The following is a 16,656-nucleotide window of genomic DNA, read 5'->3' as shown; positions in this document are numbered from 1 at the left end:
CGGCCAGGACACCACGTCGCCGCAACACAGTGGCACTCCCCAATCCTCGGCCGGGCGTGTGAACGAGTCCAGGTGAGGGTAGCGCGTGGCGAGAACGCGCTCGCGTAGGCTTTCCGGCCATGACGACGATGTGGGGTGCTCCGATCCACAAACGCTGGCGGGGTTCGCGGTTGCGGGACCCGCGCCAGGCCAAGTTCCTCACGCTGGCCTCGTTGCGCTGGGTGCTGGCCAATCGGGCTTACACACCGTGGTACCTGGTGCGCTACTGGCGGCTGCTGAAGTTCAAACTGGCCAACCCGCACATCATCACTCGCGGCATGGTGTTTCTGGGCAAGGGCGTGGAGATCCAGTCCACCCCGGAGATGTCCTACATGGAGATCGGCCGTTGGGTGCACATCGGCGACAAGAACACCATCCGTGCACACGAAGGGTCGCTGCGATTCGGTGACAAGGTGGTGCTGGGACGCGACAACGTCATCAACACCTACCTCGACATCGAGCTGGGGGACTCGGTGCTGATGGCCGACTGGTGCTACGTGTGCGACTTCGACCACCGGATGGACAACATCGACGTGCCGATCAAGGACCAGGGGATCGTCAAGAGCCCGGTGCGGATCGGCCCGGACACCTGGATCGCGGCCAAGGTGACCATCCTGCGTGACACCAGTGTCGGGCGCGGCTGCGTCCTGGGCGCGCACGCGGTGGTCAAGGGCGTCATCCCCGATTACTCGATCGCGGTGGGGGCACCGGCCAAGGTCGTGAAGAACCGCAAGCTGGCCTGGGAGACCTCGGCAGCCGAGCGGGCCGAGCTGGCCGCCGCCCTGGCCGACATCGAACGAAAGAAGGCCGCTCAGGGCTGAGTCGTGCCGATGACGCGACCACGGGTGGTCATAGCAGGGCTGGGTGACAGCGGAATTCTCACCGCGATCCGGCTGGCCAAACATGCCGATGTCGTCGGAATATCGGTGAAGCCCGCACTGGTCAGTGGGCAAGAGTTGGGGCTGCGGCTGTCCCGCCCGCGCGAATGGGCGCGCGACTACTGGCTGCCGTTCGACCGACTGCCTCGCCTGGATGCGGTGCGCACCGTGCACGGTGCGGTGTCCGGCGTCGATCTCGACGCCAGAGTGCTGACTGTCGCCACCGCCGAGGGTTCCACTCGCACCGAGCCCTACGATGCGCTGATCATCGCCACCGGGGTCAGCAACGGTTTCTGGCGCCGGCCCACACTGCAGTCCGCCGGCGACATCGCCCAGGAGCTGGCCGCGGATCACCGCCGCCTGGCCGGGGCGAAGACGGTGGCCGTTGTGGGCGGTGGCGCCGCGGCCGTCAGCAGCGCGGCCAACATTGCGCGTACCTGGCCGGGTACCCGGGTAGACCTCTACTACCCGGGCCAACGCCCGCTGCGTGAGCACCACCCGCGGGTCTGGAACACCATCGAGCGCAGGTTGGCCGGCGCCGGAGTCGTGCTGCACGCCGGGCACCGCGCCGTGGTGCCCGCAGATTTCGAATGCGACCACATCGGCGATGACCCGGTGCACTGGAGCACCGGTCAGGATCCCGCGACGGCGGACGCCGTGGTGTGGGCGATCGGAAAGGTACGGCCGAACACCGGATGGCTGCCTGCCGAGCTGCTCGACGACGGCGGCTTCGTCCGAGTGATGCCCGACCTGCGGGTCCCGGGACATCGGGACGTGTTCGCCATCGGTGACGTTGCGGCGACAGACCCGTTGCGCAGCTCGGCCCGCAACCGTGCTGACGGCCTGTTGGCTCGCAACGTTCGTGCCACCTTCACCGGCCGACCGCTGCGCGATTACCGGCCGGCCACCCGACGCTGGGGGTCGGTCCTCGGGGCTCAGCCCGAGGGGCTGGAGGTGTTCGCGCCGTCGGGACGGGCATTCCGGTTCCCGGCCTGGTCGATCGACCGAGTGCTCTATCCCTGGATCGTCCGGCGGGGCATCTACCGGGGCGTACGGCCCAACGATCCGCTCGATGCTGCAACAATCGAGTCATGACGACACCGGCTTTCTCCGATGTGTACCGGGAAAAATACCTGCTGCTGACCACCTTCACCAAGGACGGCAAACCCAAGCCGACTCCGGTGTGGGGCGTCCCGGTCGAGGGCCGGCTCCTGGTCATCACCGATGACGGGTCATGGAAAACCAAGCGGATCAACAACACCCCGCGGGTGACCATTCAAAAGTGCGGGGTACTGGGCAAGCCCAAAGGCGAACCGGTGGAGGGGGTTGCTCGCGTGCTGCCTAAGAGCGAGACCCGCCGGGTCTACGACGCTGTGGTCAAGCGGTTCTGGTGGCACGCGTGGTGGTTTGTTCCGCACTCGCTCGTGCGCGGCGGAATCGACAAGGTGCACGTCGGCTTGGAGATCACTGCCGTCCCTGCCACTAGCTGATCCCGGTTTGGGCTCTCAGCCGAACTCCAGGAGCGTGTAGGCACCCCGCAGGTTCCTGGTGGGACCCCACCGCCAGACGGCGGGAAACAGGGTTCCGAAGAACAGGCCACGCCCCTTGGGCATCGGCACGTCGTGCACGGCGGTGATACCGGGCACCGTCTGCGGCAGCCGGGCAAGCTGGCGCATCGACAGGCTGAACGGCATCGGCGGCACGCGATAATGCTTGGACGAACGCATCCCGCGCGGAGCCAGCCTCTTGACCAGGGTGGGCGGGAGATCGAAGAACATCTGGCCGCCGGGAAATCTCTCGGCACACGCGGCGATGAGATCCAGGGCCTCGTGTGGCTGCAGGTACATCAGCAGACCCTCGGCGGTGATGAAAACACCGGCGCGCGTGTCGATCCGGTCCATCCAGCTGTAGTCCAACGCCGACTGCGCGAGATTGGTGATGCGTGGTGAAGACGGCAGCAGCTTTTCCCGAAGCCGCATCACCGGCTCCAAGTCGACTGACACCCAGGAGAAACCCGCATCGGGCAATGCACTGTTGAGGCGCCAGAAACTGGTTTGGAAGCCCTCGGCAAGCGCGACAACCGTCGCGTTCCGGTGGTCCTGGAGGTAGGCCTTGGCGCAGTCGTCGACGGCCAGCGACCGCAGTGCCATCTCCTGGCCACGGCGACCGAACTTGTCGAAGTCGAACGCGATGGACTCGACGAGTCGAACCGCCTCCAGATCGTCGAGGATGGCGTCGGGGAGCGCCGCTTGGTGTGCCCGACCGTAGAGAGTCATCAGCGCGGTTTCCGACACTCCGTTGAGCGCACGGGCGTCGATCTTGGGTTGGCCGGAACGGTCCATCGCGACCATGCTATCCGAGCACGCCGTGGAGTCGCCCCAGTTACAGGGCGGGCAGCACCTGTTCGGCCAGCAGGCGCAAGCTTTCCCAGCCCTCGTCCAGCGGTAGTCCACCGATCAACGGGTGCAGGGTCACCCCGGTGCGGCCGGAACGGCACTGCGCGATGAGCTCGTCAGGGGTGAGTACCTCGACCTTCGCGGACGCGCGCAGCTCATCGATCGTTGCGACCGGACTCTCGTTGGGGCGCGGTACCTGCGGCACTGCCCAGGAACTGTATTCGGCTGCCTCGTAAAGGAAATGGTCACCGCAGCGCGCCCACGCAGCCTCTGGGTCGGTGGTCAGGTGGGTCACGGTGTTGCCGTTCTCCGGACTGAACACAAATCCCTGTTTGGCGCTGCGTGCCAGCTCCTCCCGGTACACGGCTTCGACTTCGGGCATCGGCATCGGTGGCGAGAAGGGCAATCCGAACCGGGCCGCGCGGCGGGCGGCCGCGGCGGACATCCCCCCGATGAACAACATCGGATGCGGTTTGGTGTGGGGCTTGGGTGTCACGTCGATCAATCGCCCGTGGTGCTCGAACGGTTCGTCGCGCCAGGATTTGAGCAGAACGTCCAGGCAGTCGTCCATCAGCCGGCCACGACGCCGGAAGTCCTTGCCGAGAGCGTGGTATTCCTGCTCGCGGTAGCCGATGCCCGCCACGTAGCTGACCCGCCCCGCGGACAGGTGATCGAGTACTGCGATGTCTTCGGCCAGGCGCACCGGGTCATACAGCGGAACCAGCAAGGCGTTGATGCTGATGCGGATGTTGGTGGTGCATCCCGCTACCGCGGCGGCCACCAGCAGCGGTGCGGGCAACCAGCCGGTGGCCGCCAGGTGATGTTCTTCGCAGCCCACCGCGGTGACTCCGTTGGCGTCGGCGTAGGAAGCCATCTCCAACGCCGCCCGATATCGCTCGGTGTTGCCGGCGCCGGGGATTCCTGTCATGTTCAGGCGCAGGGCGCTCAACAGTGGCATGGGATCGGTCTGCACCTCCTGCGCGTCACCGTAGCGCACGAAATGATCAATCGATTGATTCCGTCGGCACGCCGCCGCTAGCCTAAGGGCTGTGCCCGGCTCGCCGACCCCACTGCTGATTGACGGCGCGTTGGTCGGCGGCGGCGGGGGAGTCTTTCCCACAATCAATCCGGCCACCGAAGAGCCCATCGGGGTGGCCGCAGACGGTGACAGCGCAGACCTCGACCGTGCCGTGGACGCCGCCCGAACGGCCTTCGACACCTCGGACTGGGGCCGCGATACCGCGCTGCGGGTGCATTGCCTTGACCAATTGCGCGAGGCGCTCAACGACGAGATCGAGACTCTCCGGGAGATCACTATCGCCGAGGTGGGCGCGCCGCGTGCGCTGACCTATCGCGGCCAGCTGCAAACCCCCGTGGACGACTTGAGTTTTCCCGCGTCCACCGCGAAGACCTACCCCTGGCAGGTCGACCTGGGTGTCGCAGCGCCGCTGGGTATCAGCACGGCGCGCACCCTGATGCGTGAACCCTATGGCGTGGTCGGGGCGATCACGCCGTGGAACTTCCCCCATCAAGTGACCTTCGCCAAGATCGGACCCGCGTTGGCGGCGGGCAACACTGTCGTCCTCAAGCCGGCTCCCGATACCCCTTGGTGCGCAGCCGAAGTCGGCCGGATCATCGCCGAGAAGACCGACTTTCCCCCGGGCGTGATCAACATCGTGACCGCATCCGATCACCGCATCGGCGCCCAGCTCGCGCGGGACCCCCGGGTGGACGTGGTCTCCTTCACCGGTTCCACGGCCACCGGCCGCTCCGTGATGACTGCGGCTGCCCAGACCATCAAGAAGGTCTTCCTCGAACTCGGCGGCAAATCAGCGTTCGTGGTCCTCGATGACGCCGACCTGGCCGCCGCATGCACCGCGGCCGCGTCGACGGTGGCGATGCACGCCGGGCAGGGCTGTGCGCTGACCACACGGCTGCTGGTGCCGCGCGAAAGTTATAGCGACGCACTCGACATGGTGTCTGCTGCCATGTCGCGGATCGCCGTGGGCGACCCCAACGATCCGAAGACACTCTGCGGCCCGCTGATCTCGGCGAAGCAACGAGACCGGGTGCAGGCCTATCTGGACCTTGCGATCGACGAAGGCGGGAGGTTTCACTGTGGCGGTGGCCGACCGGCCGGCCTGGACCGGGGCTTCTATATCGAGCCGACGGTGATCGCCGGGTTGACCAATGAGGCGCGGGTGGCCCGCGAAGAGATCTTCGGCCCGGTGTTGGTGGTGCTGGCCCATGACGGTGACGCCGACGCGTTGCGCATCGCCAACGACTCACCCTATGGGCTGTCCGCCACGGTGTTCGGCTCCGATGAGCGTGCCGCCCGACTGGCTTCGCGGCTGCGGGTGGGCACCGTCAACGTCAACGGCGGCACGTGGTACTGCGCCGACGTGCCGTTCGGGGGCTACAAGCAGTCCGGAGTAGGTCGCGAGATGGGGCTGGCCGGCTTCGAGGAGTATCTCGAGACCAAGGTGGTGGCCACCGCGGTGCGCGGGGCGCAACACTGATGGCTGGGGCACCCGATCCGCAGGTGCTGGCGGCGTTGCTGGCGATGCGCGACGCTACCGACACCGCACCGGCGCCGCAGGTGGGCGACGTCGCCACCCGCCGGCGCAATGCCGCCCGGATGTTCACTCGGGTGCTGGCGTCGTGGCCGCCGATCACTGGCGTAGCGACACAAGAGTTTTCGCTGAACTACGACGGTGGCACGCTTGGGTTGCGCTGGTACCGGCGAATCGGCGCGGCAGCGCCCGGCAGCGCGGCGCTGTATCTGCACGGCGGCGGCATGATCATGGACTGGGGACATCTGGGTTCGCTCTACGACGCGGCCGTGCGCGGTTACGTTGCGGCGTCTGGGGTTCCGATGCTGGTGGTGGATTACCGGGTCGCCCCGGAATTCCCGCATCCGACTCCACTGGAGGATTGTTATGCGGCGCTGTGCTGGCTCTGCGACCATGCCGATGAGCTGGGCGTCGACGCGTCGCGGCTGGCGGTGATGGGGGACAGTGCCGGCGGAGGCCTGGCCGCAGGTGTGGGGCTGCTGGCCCGTGACCGGGGTGGCCCGGCGATCGCAGCTCAGCTGCTGATCTACCCGATGCTCGACGACCGTACCCGCGAGGCCGGCGCCGCGGGCGCCACGCTGCTCACCTGGAGCTACGACGACAATGTCACCGGCTGGTCGGCGCTGCTGGGCGACGATCGCGCCGACGGATACGCCGCGCCGGCCCGAGTTGACGACCTGGCCGGTTTGCCCCCGACGTACCTCGATGTCGGCGGACTGGACATCTTCGCGCCGGAGGATGTCGCCTTCGCGCAGCGGCTGATCGCTGCGGGCGTCCCCGTCGAATTGCACGTGTACCCCGGATGCCCGCACGCCTTCGACCTGCTGGCGCCCGATGCCGAGGTAGCGCAGCACGTCATGGCGCACCGCGCGAGATTCCTGGCAGCGCTGTAGGCGCCTCGAAGACCGCGCGCAACGCCGATTCGTCCCCGTCGATCTCGACCAGCGCCGTGACGTCACCCAGCGACAAGGCGCCCGCCGCGAGCCCGAGGACCAACGGCGCCTCGGCCGTGAGAACCGCGTCGAGTGCGCTCCCATCCGGCGCACCGACCTCGATTCCGGCCGGGGTGCCCTGCAGCTGAACCGTGCCGCCGTCCACCGCCACTGCGACCACCACCGACCGGCCAAGAGTGCTGCGACCGGCGAACAAGGCGGGCAGTGCCAGCCGAAGCCATTCGCCGCGGAATTCGTCGCCCCCGGGGCCCCGGATCATCAGCGGGGTCGACCAGCGGACCAGCGCGTAGATGGGCTCGCGCAGTTGCTCACCCCAGTCGGTGAGGGCGTAGGTGGACGCCTTGCCGTCCTCGGACAGCCGCCGCTGCACCACACCGGCGGATTGGAGATCTCGGAGCCGGTCGGTCAGTAGGTTGGTCGCGATTCCGGACAGCCCGTCGTGCAGCTCTCGGTAGCGCGCGGGGCCCATCAGGAGCTGGCGCACGATCAACAGATTCCACCGGTCACCCACCACATCCAGGGCCCGGGCAAGTCCGCAGTACTGACCGTAGTCTCGACTCATCACCATCTACTTGCTAATTTAAAGTCAACTTGACTATATCAAGCGATGAGGGAGATGGGTATGACGGTCACGGAAAGGCCAGCATGGGTCGATGACGCCTTGTTCCCGTTCGAGAGTCGGTTCCTCGACCTCGGCGGCAACCGGGTGCACTACGTCGATGAGGGATCAGGTCCGGTGCTGCTCTTCCTGCACGGAAACCCGACCTGGTCATTCGACTACCGCCAGATCATCGAGGAGCTGCGATCAGAGTTTCGTTGTATCGCAGTGGATTACCCCGGATTCGGACTGTCGACGGCAGCATCGGGCTACCGGTACCTGCCCACCGAACACGTGGCGGTGATCGGGGCCTTCGTCGACGCCCTTGCGCTGAGCGGGGCCACGCTGGTGATGCACGACTGGGGCGGCCCCATCGGACTGGCCGTGCTGCAACAGCGCCCGGAGTTCTTTGATCGGCTGGTGCTGTCCAACACGTGGGCGTGGCCGGTCGATGCACCGTTGGTGCAGATCATGTCCCACGTTTTCGGCGGACCTGTCGGGCGCCTGTTGATCCGGCAGTTCAATCTCTTCGTCAAGGTGATGATTCCCGTCGGCCACCGGCTGTCGAAGCCGACTGGCGCGGAGATGGCCCACTACGAAAAGGCCCTGGACAGCCCGTCGCGGCGTGAGGCGGCAGCGGTCTTTCCGCGCGAGATCACCGCGAGCCGGGCCTTTCTCGCCGACGTCGCGGCCGGGTTGCCGGCGATCGCCGAACGTCCGGCCTTGATCGTCTGGGGCGATGCCGACTTCGCCTTCGGGGACGATGAGTTGCGGCAGTGGGAAGCGACGTTGACCAACCGGCAGACCGTCATCATCAGCGGTGCCGGTCATTTCGTTCCCTCGGATGCGCCCGAGCGGTTCGCGGCGGCGATCCGCGACTGGCACCCGGGGGCGTAGTGGCCTACGACGCGCAGTTGGCGCAGCGTGTGCGGGCAATATTCGCCTCCGATGGTCCGCCGGTGCTCGAGAAGGCGATGTTTGGCGGACTGGCCTTTATGGTCGCCGGCAAGATCGCGGTCGCCGCGATGGCCGGCGGATTGCTGGTGCGCGCCGGCGTCGCCCGCGCCGACGAGCTGATGCGCACCACCGCGGCCCAACCCATGGAGATGGGCGGGCGGACCATGCGTGGCTGGGTCCATATCGATGGCGAGCATGTCGGTTCGCGTCACCAGCTCGCCGAATGGCTGGACATCGGAATCGCCGCCGCGGCAAGCGCCTAGCACGCCGTTGCCCGTAGGGCGCCTAGAACAGCCTGCCGCGCAGGAGATCCTCTGCGCAGCGCAGCGTGGCACGGTAGGCCTCCGGCGACAGCCGAGCGGCCTGCTCGGTCAGCCCCCGCGTCAACGCGTACACGGCATTCGCGGCGCCCCGGGGGTCGACATCGGCGGCCAACGATCCGCTGCGCCGGGCCTCATCGACGATCTCGCCGAGGACAAGGTGTAACGGCGAGGCCGCGCCGGTCGCGCGTTCGAAAGCGGCCAGGTAGGGGTGGTCGCGGCTCACCCGGTCGGCTTCGGCAACGACCGCGGCCAGCCGATCTGCCACGGTGGCGCCGCGCTGTGCCGCGTCATGCAAACGGGGCAGCGCGATCTCCCGCGCAGCGGCCACGGCCGCCGCCATCAGCTTGTCCTTGGTCGGAAAGTAGTGGTACAGACTGGCACTGGTCATCTCGGCGGCAGAGGCGATCTCCCGGATCGTGGCGCCCGAACGGCCGCATTCGGCGACGCGCCGGATCGCTGCGGTGATGATCCGCTGGCGGGTCTGTGCGCTGCTGGTTCCAGCCGGTCGACCCCGCGGCGAGGACGTCAGGGGCATGATCGCCTCAGATTAGTCCGCACTCCGCTGTCGCAGGCTGCGAGGATGTCTCCATGTCGACACCGCAGCTGGGCCGCCCGGTCGGCGCCGACGGGGGGCAGACCCGCCAGCGGATCATCTCCGCCACCATCGCGTGTGTGGCTGAATTGGGCTACGCGCGGACCACGATCCGTCAGATCGCGCGCACCGCAGGCGTCACCAGCGCCAACCTCTACAACTACTTTCCGGCCAAGGCCGAGCTGGTGGCCGCCGCGATCTCCGCTCGCGCCGACATCGCGTTGCCCCGGCTGCGCCGCGCCGCCGAGCGCCCCGGCAGCATGGTCGACCGCATCGAGGCCGTGCTGGACGAGTCCGGCAACCTCATGCGTGAGCATCCCGATCTCGCGACGTTCGAGTGGGCGATACGCGCTCAGAACGCCGTCACCGTCTATCCCGGGGAGGCCGACGGCGAGGGACTCAAGGCCCTGCGCGACATCATCACCGGGATCGTCGATGCGGAAGTCGGCCGCGACCGGGCGGCAGTCGAGGTGATCTATGCCCTGGTCTACGGCCTGACCGAGTTGGCGGCGACCGGGTCTCCGGAGGCCTATCAGGCCGCGTTGGCCGCCGCGAAGCGCCTGATCAGAGGCACTCTGTTCGCCGACCATTGATATGATCAACTGATTGATTCTATGCTGATCGGCGTCCCTGAACCGGCAGTGTGGCGTTCCGGAGGTGCCTGATCGTGACCGACGTCCGGGATCGGGATGAGGACGGTGCGGCCGTGAGCCAGGGCTTCGATCCGAACGCCCTGCGCGACAAGTACAGCCGGGAACGCCAACGGCGCCTGCGCGACGACGGGATCGACCAGTACGTCGAGGTGGCAGGCCGCTTCGCCCGATTCGCGCACGACCCTTGGGCGAACCCGGGATTCACCCGGAAACCGCTGTTCGATGAGGTCGACGTAGCGATCGTGGGAGCCGGATTCGGGGGACTGTTGACCGGCGCCCGGCTGCGCGAGCTCGGGGTGGCAAGCATCCGGCTGATCGACAAGGCCGCCGACGTCGGCGGCACCTGGTACTGGAACCGGTATCCGGGCATCGCATGTGACGTGGAGTCCTACGTCTACATGCCGCTGCTGGAGGAACTCGACTATGTGCCTCCCGAGAAATATGCCAAGGGCCCCGAGATCTTCGCGCACTGCCAGCACATTGCCCGCCACTACGACTTGTACTCCGACGCCTGCCTGCAAACCGAGGTGACCGAAATACGGTGGGACCCGTCGGTGTCACGCTGGGTAATCACGACCCATCGCGGCGACGCAATCCGGGCCCGATTCGTGTCCCTGGCCAACGGCTACCTGCAGAAGCCGAAGCTGCCGGGTATCGCCGGCATCGACCAGTTCAGCGGCCGCACGTTCCACACCAGTCGCTGGGACTACGACTACACCGGGGCAGACCTGACGCGGCTGGCCGATCAACGAGTCGGGATCATCGGCACCGGGGCCACCGCGATCCAATGTGTTCCTCGACTGGCCGAAGCGGCGGGCCACCTCTACGTCTTCCAGCGCACACCGTCGACGGTCGATGTGCGTGGCAACCAGCCGACCGACCCGCGGTGGGCGGCCGAGTTGGAGCCGGGCTGGCAACAACGCCGCATGGAGAACTTTCAGATCCTCACCGCGGGCGGCCATTCCGACGAGGACCTCGTCGACGACGCGTGGACCAGCCTGACCAAAACGCTGCCGATCGTCAGCGGTGACGGTCCGGTCGACCAGTCGGCGCGGGCTGAACTCGCCGACTTCGCCAAGATGGAGCAGATCCGCGGCCGCATCGACGCTCTGGTGACCGATCCGGGCACCGCGGAGGCGCTCAAGCCGTGGTACGGCTACTTCTGCAAACGGCCCTGCTTCCATGACGAGTACTTGCAGGCCTTCAATCGCGACAACGTCACCCTCGTCGACACCCGGGGGCGCGGTGTCGAGCAGGTCACCTCGTCTGGCGCGGTGGTCAACGGCGTCGAATACGCGCTGGAAGCCCTGATTTTCGCGACCGGCTTCGAGGTGGGCACCGACTATTGCCGGCGCACCGGGTTCGAGGTCATCGGGCGTGACGGCGTATCCCTGACCGAGAAGTGGGCCGATGGTGTTCGCACCTTCCACGGCCTGCATGTCAGCGGCTTCCCGAACTGCTTCATCGAGAGCATCGCCCAATCCGGCTTCACGGTGAACTTCCCCTACCTGATCGACACCCAAGCCCGGCACGTGGCGTGGGTGATCGCCGAGGCGTTGCGGCGGGAGGTGGCCGCGTTGGAGGTCACCGCGGAGGCCGAACAGGGCTGGGTCGATGCCGTGGTGGCGCGTTCTGACGTCATTGCCGGCCGGCGCGAGACGTGCACACCCGGCTATTACAACCGTGAGGGCCACGCGAGCGCACGCCTGCGGCAGGACAGTTTCTTCTTCGGCAGCCCCACCGAATACTCCGACATCCTTGCGGCATGGCGAGAATCCGGAACGCTCGAAGGATTCACCCTCACCCGGTAGCGAAAGGGCAGCTACAGGTTGAAGTCGATGACGCCCCGGATCAATTCGCCGGCAGCCAAGTCCTGATAGGCCTGGTTCACCTCATCGAGCCGGTAACGCTTGGTGACCATCTCGTCGAGTTGCAGGTGACCGGCCTCGTAGAGGGTGGCCAACAGCGGGATGTCCGTCCGCGGGTTGCAGGACCCGAAGACGGTGCCGCACAGCGTCTTGTTCATCAGCATCATGTCCTGGGGATCGATGCCGGTCCGCGTGCCCTGCTCCGCCATTCCCGTCAGCACGCAGGTCCCGGCCTTGCGGGTCAGTCGCAGGGCGTCCTCGACGTCGGAGTCGGTGACGACGGCGGGCGACAGCACCACGGCGTCGGCCATCACCCCGCGGGTCAGGTCGCGCACCATCTCGAAGGCCTCGGCCGCGCTGGACGCGGTGTGCGTGGCACCGAAGGTGCGGGCCGAATCTCTCTTGAAGGCAACGGGATCCACCGCGACGATCCGGACGGCGCCGTTGATGCGGGCGCCTTGGACGGCGGCCGTGCCGATGCCGCCCGTCCCGATGACGACGACGGTGTCGCCGCCGCGCACACCGGCGCGATACGCCGCCGAGCCGTACCCGGTCGGCACCGCGCACGCCAACAGGGCTGCCGGAAGCAGGGGCAGCTGCGGGTCGATCTTGACCAGCGAGGCGGCCGACACCACGGTGTGTTCGGCGAACGCACCGATCTTGGAGACATGCGCCAGATCCCGGCCGTCGCGGCCGTGGTGGCGGAAGGTGCCGTCGGTGGGCATTCCGGGCAGCATCGTTGCCGCACCGGCATCGCAGATGTACTCCATACCCGAAGAACACCAACGACATTGACCGCACACGGCGACGAATGACGTCACCACATGATCGCCGGGGGACAGCCCGGTCACGCCCTCGCCCACCTCGACTACCACGGCGGAGCCCTCGTGGCCGCCGATCGTCGGCGTGCTGGGAGCGACCTGATCCGGTGGGGCCAGATGGCCCTGACGGATGTGTTCGTCGGAATGGCACAGACCCGCCGCGGCCATGCGGATCAAGACTTCACCGGCACGCGGCGCATCGAGCTCGAATTCCTCGACCGACCAGGGGGCGCCGTAGGTTCGCAGGATCGCGGCGCGACTTCGCATGTCGCCGGGTCTACCGGTCCGGCAGTGCGTGCTCGATGATCGGCCGGCGCGGCTGCGGCTCTCGCTCGCGGCGTTTGGCCGCCAGGTAGACCTGGGCGGTCTCGTCGGCGACGGTGTGCCAGTCGAAGTCGGAGCTGAGTCGCTCCCGGGCGGCCACGGCGCGGCGCTGGGCCGCGGCCGGGTCATCGAGAACATGGCAGACCGCGGCGGCCAGGGCCGGCACATCGCGCGGTGGGCACGACATCCCGGTTTCGCCGTCGATGACCGCTTCGCCCAGGCCACCGACATTGGCCACCACCAGCGGTGTTCCGGCCGCGGCGGCTTCCAGTGCCGCCAGGCCGAACGGCTCGTAGTGACTGGGCAGCGCCGCGGCATCGGCGGAATGAAGTCGTGCCAGCAGTTCCTCGTGGTCGAGCCGCCCGACGAACCGGGTTGCCTTGAGCACCCGGTTCTTTCGGGCACACTCGATCAGCCAGTCCTGCTGGGTGCCGTCGCCGGCGATGGTCAGCGTGGTGCCCGGGTGCGCCCGCCGGATTCGCGGCAGGGCGGCGATGATGTCGTGGACGCCCTTCTCGTATTCCAGTCGCCCGACGAACAGGATCTCCGGCGGTCCGCTGCGAGGCTGCCGGAGGGCGAACGGCCAGCGGGCGGCGTCGATTCCGTTGCGGATCACAGTGGTCTCGGCCAGCCCAGGGCCGAACAGATCGGTGATCTCGTCGCGCATGGAGGCCGAGCAGGTGATGAGCGAGTCCGATTCGAGTACCAGCCACGACTCCACCGCATGCACCTGACGACTCAACGTCCCCGACACCCAGCCGGAGTGACGACCTGCCTCGGTGGCGTGAATCGTGGAGACCAAAGGCACGTCGTAGAACTCGGCCAATGCGATCGCCGGGTGTGCCACCAGCCAGTCGTGGGCGTGCACCAGATCGGGCCGCCACACGCTCTGGCCGCCATCCATTTTCAGTGACAGGCCGGCGCGGACCATGGAATGGCCCATCGCCAGCGTCCAAGCCATCATGTCGTCGCCGAAGGAGAACTCGTGCGGGTCCTGCGCGGCCGCGATCACCCGGACGCCCTCGCTGACCTCGTCCGACGACGGGTGGGTGCTGGGATCGGTGCCATAGGGTCGTCGGCACAACACGACCACTTCGTGCCCGGCGGCGGCCAGCGCGGTCGACAGGTGGTGGACATGGCGACCCAATCCGCCGATCACCACGGGCGGGTACTCCCACGACACCATCAGGATCTTCACGTGGCGGATCCGTTCTGACGCGCACGGTCGCGGTGCGAGGTCCGGAAGCGGGGGGTCACCGTGGCAGCCTACGGGCATCGAGGGCGCCGAACAGACCGTCGGCCTTATTCCAGCCGTCGGCCAGACGCACAGCGGTGTCACGGTGGCCGCTTGCCAGTGCGTCGGCGATCTCTCGGGTGGCGTGGGCGTGCAACTGCGCGCGGTAGCGGGCGTAGTCGGCCGCGGAGTCCTTGCTCACCATGAAGGGCCAGTCGCTGGATACCGTGAGCAGCGCCTCGCGCAGGATCTGGTCGGCGACCCGGTCGCGTGGGGTGGGGCCGGACGGCGTCGCCGTCTGCGTCAGCGCTTTGTCCACGGCGCCCAGCGCGGTCTCGACTACCTCGGAATTGAGCTGAACGAGGTCGGCGACCTGCTCGCCGGACCACACCCGCCAGTCCTTACCCGAGCCCCAGGAGCTGGGTGGCAGCTCGACCGGCGCGCCGACGTAACCGGCATGGATGGCATCCGAGAGGGTGCCGACGCGAACTCCGGCAGCTGGCAGCGCCCGCAAGACCCGGGCCAGCCAGGTCGGGCCCTCGTACCACCAATGGCCGAACAGCTCGGTGTCGAATGCGGCGACCACGTGGGCCGGTCGGCCGATCCGCTCCGATTCCGCCTGGAGCCGCTTGCGCACCACCGCGACGAAGTCGGCCACGTGAGCGTCGATGGCGGCATCGGCGCGCTGCGGGTCATACGGAGCCTTCTGCTCGGGGGAGACATTGCGGCCGGTGACCCGGGACGGCTTTAACCCGGTGCGATGGTCGTAGGTGTGGAAATCCCGGTAGGCGTCATGGCCCGGATACCCCGACTTCGGTGACCACACCCGGTAGCTGACTGCGAGGTCACGGCCGAAGGCGATCACGTCGGAGTCGCCGACGGGCCGGCCCAGCGTCGTGTCGCCGTGCAGCGACGGGCCATCGACCATGAAGTGCGAGATCCCGGCAGCCGCGTACTCGGCTTCCAGGCCAGGTGTGTAGGCGCATTCGGGCGCCCAGATCCCGGTGGGGGTGTGCGCTAAGCGTGCCCGTGCGTCGGCCAGTCCCTCGTGCAGTGCGAACTGGCGCAGACGTGGCGCCAGCAGGGGCTGGAAGGGATGAGCCAGTGGACCGCCGAGCAACTCCACCGTCTCGGCCGCCACCAGCTCTCGCAGCAGGGGGCTGGCACCGTGGCGCCACAGCAGTGCGAATTCCTCAAGGGCCTGTTCGGCGGCGGCGCATTCATGTAGCCCGAAGGGACGGATGTCGGACAAGGTGGTGGCCTGGGCGGCGCGCAATTGCCAGTTCGCCAGCCAGTGCTGCATCCCGTCCAGGCAGTAGGGATCGTCGAGCTGGGCTGCGACCACCGGCGTGACGCCCAGGGTCAGCAAGTTCCGCCGGCCTTCGGATGCCAGCGTCCGCAGCACGCGTACCAGTGGCAGGTATGCCGCCGACCAGGATTGGTAGAGCCACTCCTCGCCGACGGGCCAGCGGCCGTGGTGCGCCAGCCAGGGCAGGTGGGTGTGCAGTACCAGGGTGAACAGGCCCGGCACTGAGCCGCTGGATTGTTCTTTCACGGTCGCACCGCGATTGCCACCAGGTCCAGGCTTTCGTCGATGTCGCGGTCCGCAGCGTTCAGGATGTCGAAATCGTCGCTGGTGACACCGGCGACGTCGGCCAGCAGCTCAGGCGGCCAGGGCGCGTCGGCGACGGCCCGCGCGATCTGAGCGTCGATGATCGAGCCGCCGTGGCGGGCGTCCATCGCGGCCAGCGCCGGTCCGTGAAAGACCCCGTACATGCCGTCCATGACGAAGCCTCCCTCGAGCAGCAGTTCGGTCAGCTCAGCGGCGTTGAGCTCGCGGGTGTGGAACGGGTTGATCGGCGTGTCGCGGCCGGGGGAGAAGGTGATCCGGTTGGGTGTGGAGACCATCAGCAGGCCACCGGGCCGTAGCACGCGGGCGCATTCGGCGATGAATTGTGCCTGATCCCAGAGGTGCTCGATGACCTGGAAATTGACCACGACATCCACGGCGGCGTCGGGCAGGGGCAACTCGGCGAGGTTGCCCTGGACGGCCTCGACGCGCGGGTAGCGGGCCCGTACGTGGGCCACTGCCGAGTCGTCGTAGTCGACGCCGATCACCCGCCGGGCCACTCCCGCGATCAGGTCGGCTCCATAACCCTCGCCGAATCCGGCTTCCAGGACGTCACGGCCGCGGCAGCGCGGCGCCAGGTGCTGATAGACCACCTCGTGACGCCGGAACCAGTAGTTCTCGATGTCGAGTCCGGGGATGGTGCGCTCGCCGGTCAGGGGCAGCGCGGCGTCGCCGGGCGGCGTGCCGGTGGGGTCTCCGGCGGGATTCGTAGATTTCATCGCACAGGCAGGCTAACGCGAAGGGCGCGGTCCGCGAACCGGCTACCCCGCACTGGCAATATCACGACCCGCTACGCTGTACACGCGAACCGCACTAA

Annotated in this window: 17 protein-coding genes; 9 read left to right on the top strand and 8 right to left on the bottom strand. The window is 67.7% G+C overall.

Annotation, left to right across the window (positions count from 1 at the left end; genetic code table 11):
- Positions 1 to 119 precede the first annotated feature (119 nt).
- Genes G6N09_RS02310 through G6N09_RS02300 form a run of 3 tightly spaced genes read left to right on the top strand, consistent with a single transcriptional unit; the run spans position 120 to position 2,407 of the window.
- On the top strand, positions 120 to 860 hold the full coding sequence (locus G6N09_RS02310) for an acyltransferase (RefSeq protein WP_083024385.1): 741 nt from the start codon (positions 120 to 122) through the stop codon (positions 858 to 860).
- 9 nt (positions 861 to 869) lie between these two features.
- Entirely contained in the window at positions 870 to 2,012 is a 1,143-nt protein-coding gene (locus tag G6N09_RS02305; RefSeq protein ID WP_083024384.1) for an FAD-dependent oxidoreductase, read from the top strand.
- The gene (locus G6N09_RS02300; RefSeq protein ID WP_083024381.1) at positions 2,009 to 2,407 is read left to right on the top strand and encodes a PPOX class F420-dependent oxidoreductase; all 399 of its coding nucleotides are present in this window, start codon (positions 2,009 to 2,011) and stop codon (positions 2,405 to 2,407) included. Before G6N09_RS02305 ends, G6N09_RS02300 begins: the two co-directional genes overlap by 4 nt.
- A 15-nt stretch (positions 2,408 to 2,422) precedes the next feature.
- Here the strand turns inward: G6N09_RS02300 and G6N09_RS02295 are convergent, their stop codons facing one another.
- Together G6N09_RS02295 and G6N09_RS02290 are read right to left on the bottom strand one after the other, a co-directional pair.
- Positions 2,423 to 3,259, bottom strand: a complete 837-nt coding sequence (locus G6N09_RS02295) for a class I SAM-dependent methyltransferase (RefSeq protein WP_083024569.1) — start codon at positions 3,257 to 3,259, stop codon at positions 2,423 to 2,425.
- Positions 3,260 to 3,299: 40 nt separating this feature from the next.
- On the bottom strand, positions 3,300 to 4,271 hold the full coding sequence (locus tag G6N09_RS02290; protein WP_083024567.1) for an LLM class flavin-dependent oxidoreductase: 972 nt from the start codon (positions 4,269 to 4,271) through the stop codon (positions 3,300 to 3,302).
- Between the two features lie 91 nt (positions 4,272 to 4,362).
- Between G6N09_RS02290 and G6N09_RS02285 the strand changes: the two genes are divergently transcribed.
- On the top strand, positions 4,363 to 5,832 hold the full coding sequence (locus G6N09_RS02285) for an aldehyde dehydrogenase (RefSeq protein ID WP_083024380.1): 1,470 nt from the start codon (positions 4,363 to 4,365) through the stop codon (positions 5,830 to 5,832).
- Positions 5,832 to 6,779 carry an alpha/beta hydrolase gene (locus G6N09_RS02280; protein ID WP_083024377.1) on the top strand — a complete coding sequence of 316 codons (948 nt, stop codon included), beginning with the start codon at positions 5,832 to 5,834 and terminating at the stop codon, positions 6,777 to 6,779. The genes G6N09_RS02285 and G6N09_RS02280 overlap by 1 nt, the downstream gene beginning before the upstream one ends.
- Here the strand turns inward: G6N09_RS02280 and G6N09_RS02275 are convergent.
- Entirely contained in the window at positions 6,742 to 7,401 is a 660-nt protein-coding gene (locus G6N09_RS02275) for a winged helix-turn-helix transcriptional regulator (protein ID WP_083024565.1), read from the bottom strand. The two genes, G6N09_RS02280 and G6N09_RS02275, sit on opposite strands and share 38 nt — an antisense overlap.
- Before the next feature lie 60 nt (positions 7,402 to 7,461).
- Between G6N09_RS02275 and G6N09_RS02270 the strand changes: the two genes are divergently transcribed.
- Positions 7,462 to 8,334 (top strand): alpha/beta fold hydrolase, encoded by an 873-nt coding sequence (locus G6N09_RS02270; RefSeq protein ID WP_083024563.1) that lies wholly within the window; start codon positions 7,462 to 7,464, stop codon positions 8,332 to 8,334.
- Positions 8,334 to 8,657 carry a TfoX/Sxy family protein gene (locus G6N09_RS02265; protein ID WP_083024375.1) on the top strand — a complete coding sequence of 108 codons (324 nt, stop codon included), beginning with the start codon at positions 8,334 to 8,336 and terminating at the stop codon, positions 8,655 to 8,657. Before G6N09_RS02270 ends, G6N09_RS02265 begins: the two co-directional genes overlap by 1 nt.
- A 22-nt stretch (positions 8,658 to 8,679) precedes the next feature.
- Here the strand turns inward: G6N09_RS02265 and G6N09_RS02260 are convergent, their stop codons facing one another.
- The gene (locus tag G6N09_RS02260) at positions 8,680 to 9,252 is read right to left on the bottom strand and encodes a TetR/AcrR family transcriptional regulator (protein ID WP_083024373.1); all 573 of its coding nucleotides are present in this window, start codon (positions 9,250 to 9,252) and stop codon (positions 8,680 to 8,682) included.
- Between the two features lie 53 nt (positions 9,253 to 9,305).
- On the opposite strand from G6N09_RS02260, the gene G6N09_RS02255 reads away from it, so the two are divergent.
- Together G6N09_RS02255 and G6N09_RS02250 are read left to right on the top strand one after the other, a co-directional pair.
- Positions 9,306 to 9,902 (top strand): TetR/AcrR family transcriptional regulator, encoded by a 597-nt coding sequence (locus G6N09_RS02255; RefSeq protein WP_083024371.1) that lies wholly within the window; start codon positions 9,306 to 9,308, stop codon positions 9,900 to 9,902.
- 74 nt (positions 9,903 to 9,976) lie between these two features.
- On the top strand, positions 9,977 to 11,773 hold the full coding sequence (locus tag G6N09_RS02250) for a flavin-containing monooxygenase (protein WP_234806953.1): 1,797 nt from the start codon (positions 9,977 to 9,979) through the stop codon (positions 11,771 to 11,773).
- Positions 11,774 to 11,784: 11 nt separating this feature from the next.
- Here the strand turns inward: G6N09_RS02250 and G6N09_RS02245 are convergent, their stop codons facing one another.
- From G6N09_RS02245 to G6N09_RS02230, 4 genes are read right to left on the bottom strand one after another with little or no spacing between them, the layout of a single operon-like run.
- Positions 11,785 to 12,918 (bottom strand): Zn-dependent alcohol dehydrogenase, encoded by a 1,134-nt coding sequence (locus tag G6N09_RS02245; RefSeq protein ID WP_083024370.1) that lies wholly within the window; start codon positions 12,916 to 12,918, stop codon positions 11,785 to 11,787.
- Between the two features lie 10 nt (positions 12,919 to 12,928).
- Positions 12,929 to 14,173 (bottom strand): glycosyltransferase family 4 protein, encoded by a 1,245-nt coding sequence (locus tag G6N09_RS02240; protein WP_083024368.1) that lies wholly within the window; start codon positions 14,171 to 14,173, stop codon positions 12,929 to 12,931.
- Positions 14,174 to 14,228: 55 nt separating this feature from the next.
- Positions 14,229 to 15,764: a 1,4-alpha-glucan branching protein domain-containing protein gene (locus G6N09_RS02235; RefSeq protein ID WP_083024366.1), complete on the bottom strand. Its 1,536-nt coding sequence runs from the start codon at positions 15,762 to 15,764 to the stop codon at positions 14,229 to 14,231.
- On the bottom strand, positions 15,761 to 16,558 hold the full coding sequence (locus G6N09_RS02230; protein WP_083024363.1) for a class I SAM-dependent methyltransferase: 798 nt from the start codon (positions 16,556 to 16,558) through the stop codon (positions 15,761 to 15,763). The genes G6N09_RS02235 and G6N09_RS02230 overlap by 4 nt, the downstream gene beginning before the upstream one ends.
- Between the last annotated feature and the right edge of the window lie 98 nt (positions 16,559 to 16,656).

It is taken from the genome of Mycolicibacter minnesotensis (genome assembly GCF_010731755.1).
GTDB lineage: Bacteria > Actinomycetota > Actinomycetes > Mycobacteriales > Mycobacteriaceae > Mycobacterium > Mycobacterium minnesotense.
The sequence above is the reverse complement of the archived record's forward strand: the minus strand, read 5'-3'. Positions and strand labels throughout refer to the sequence as shown.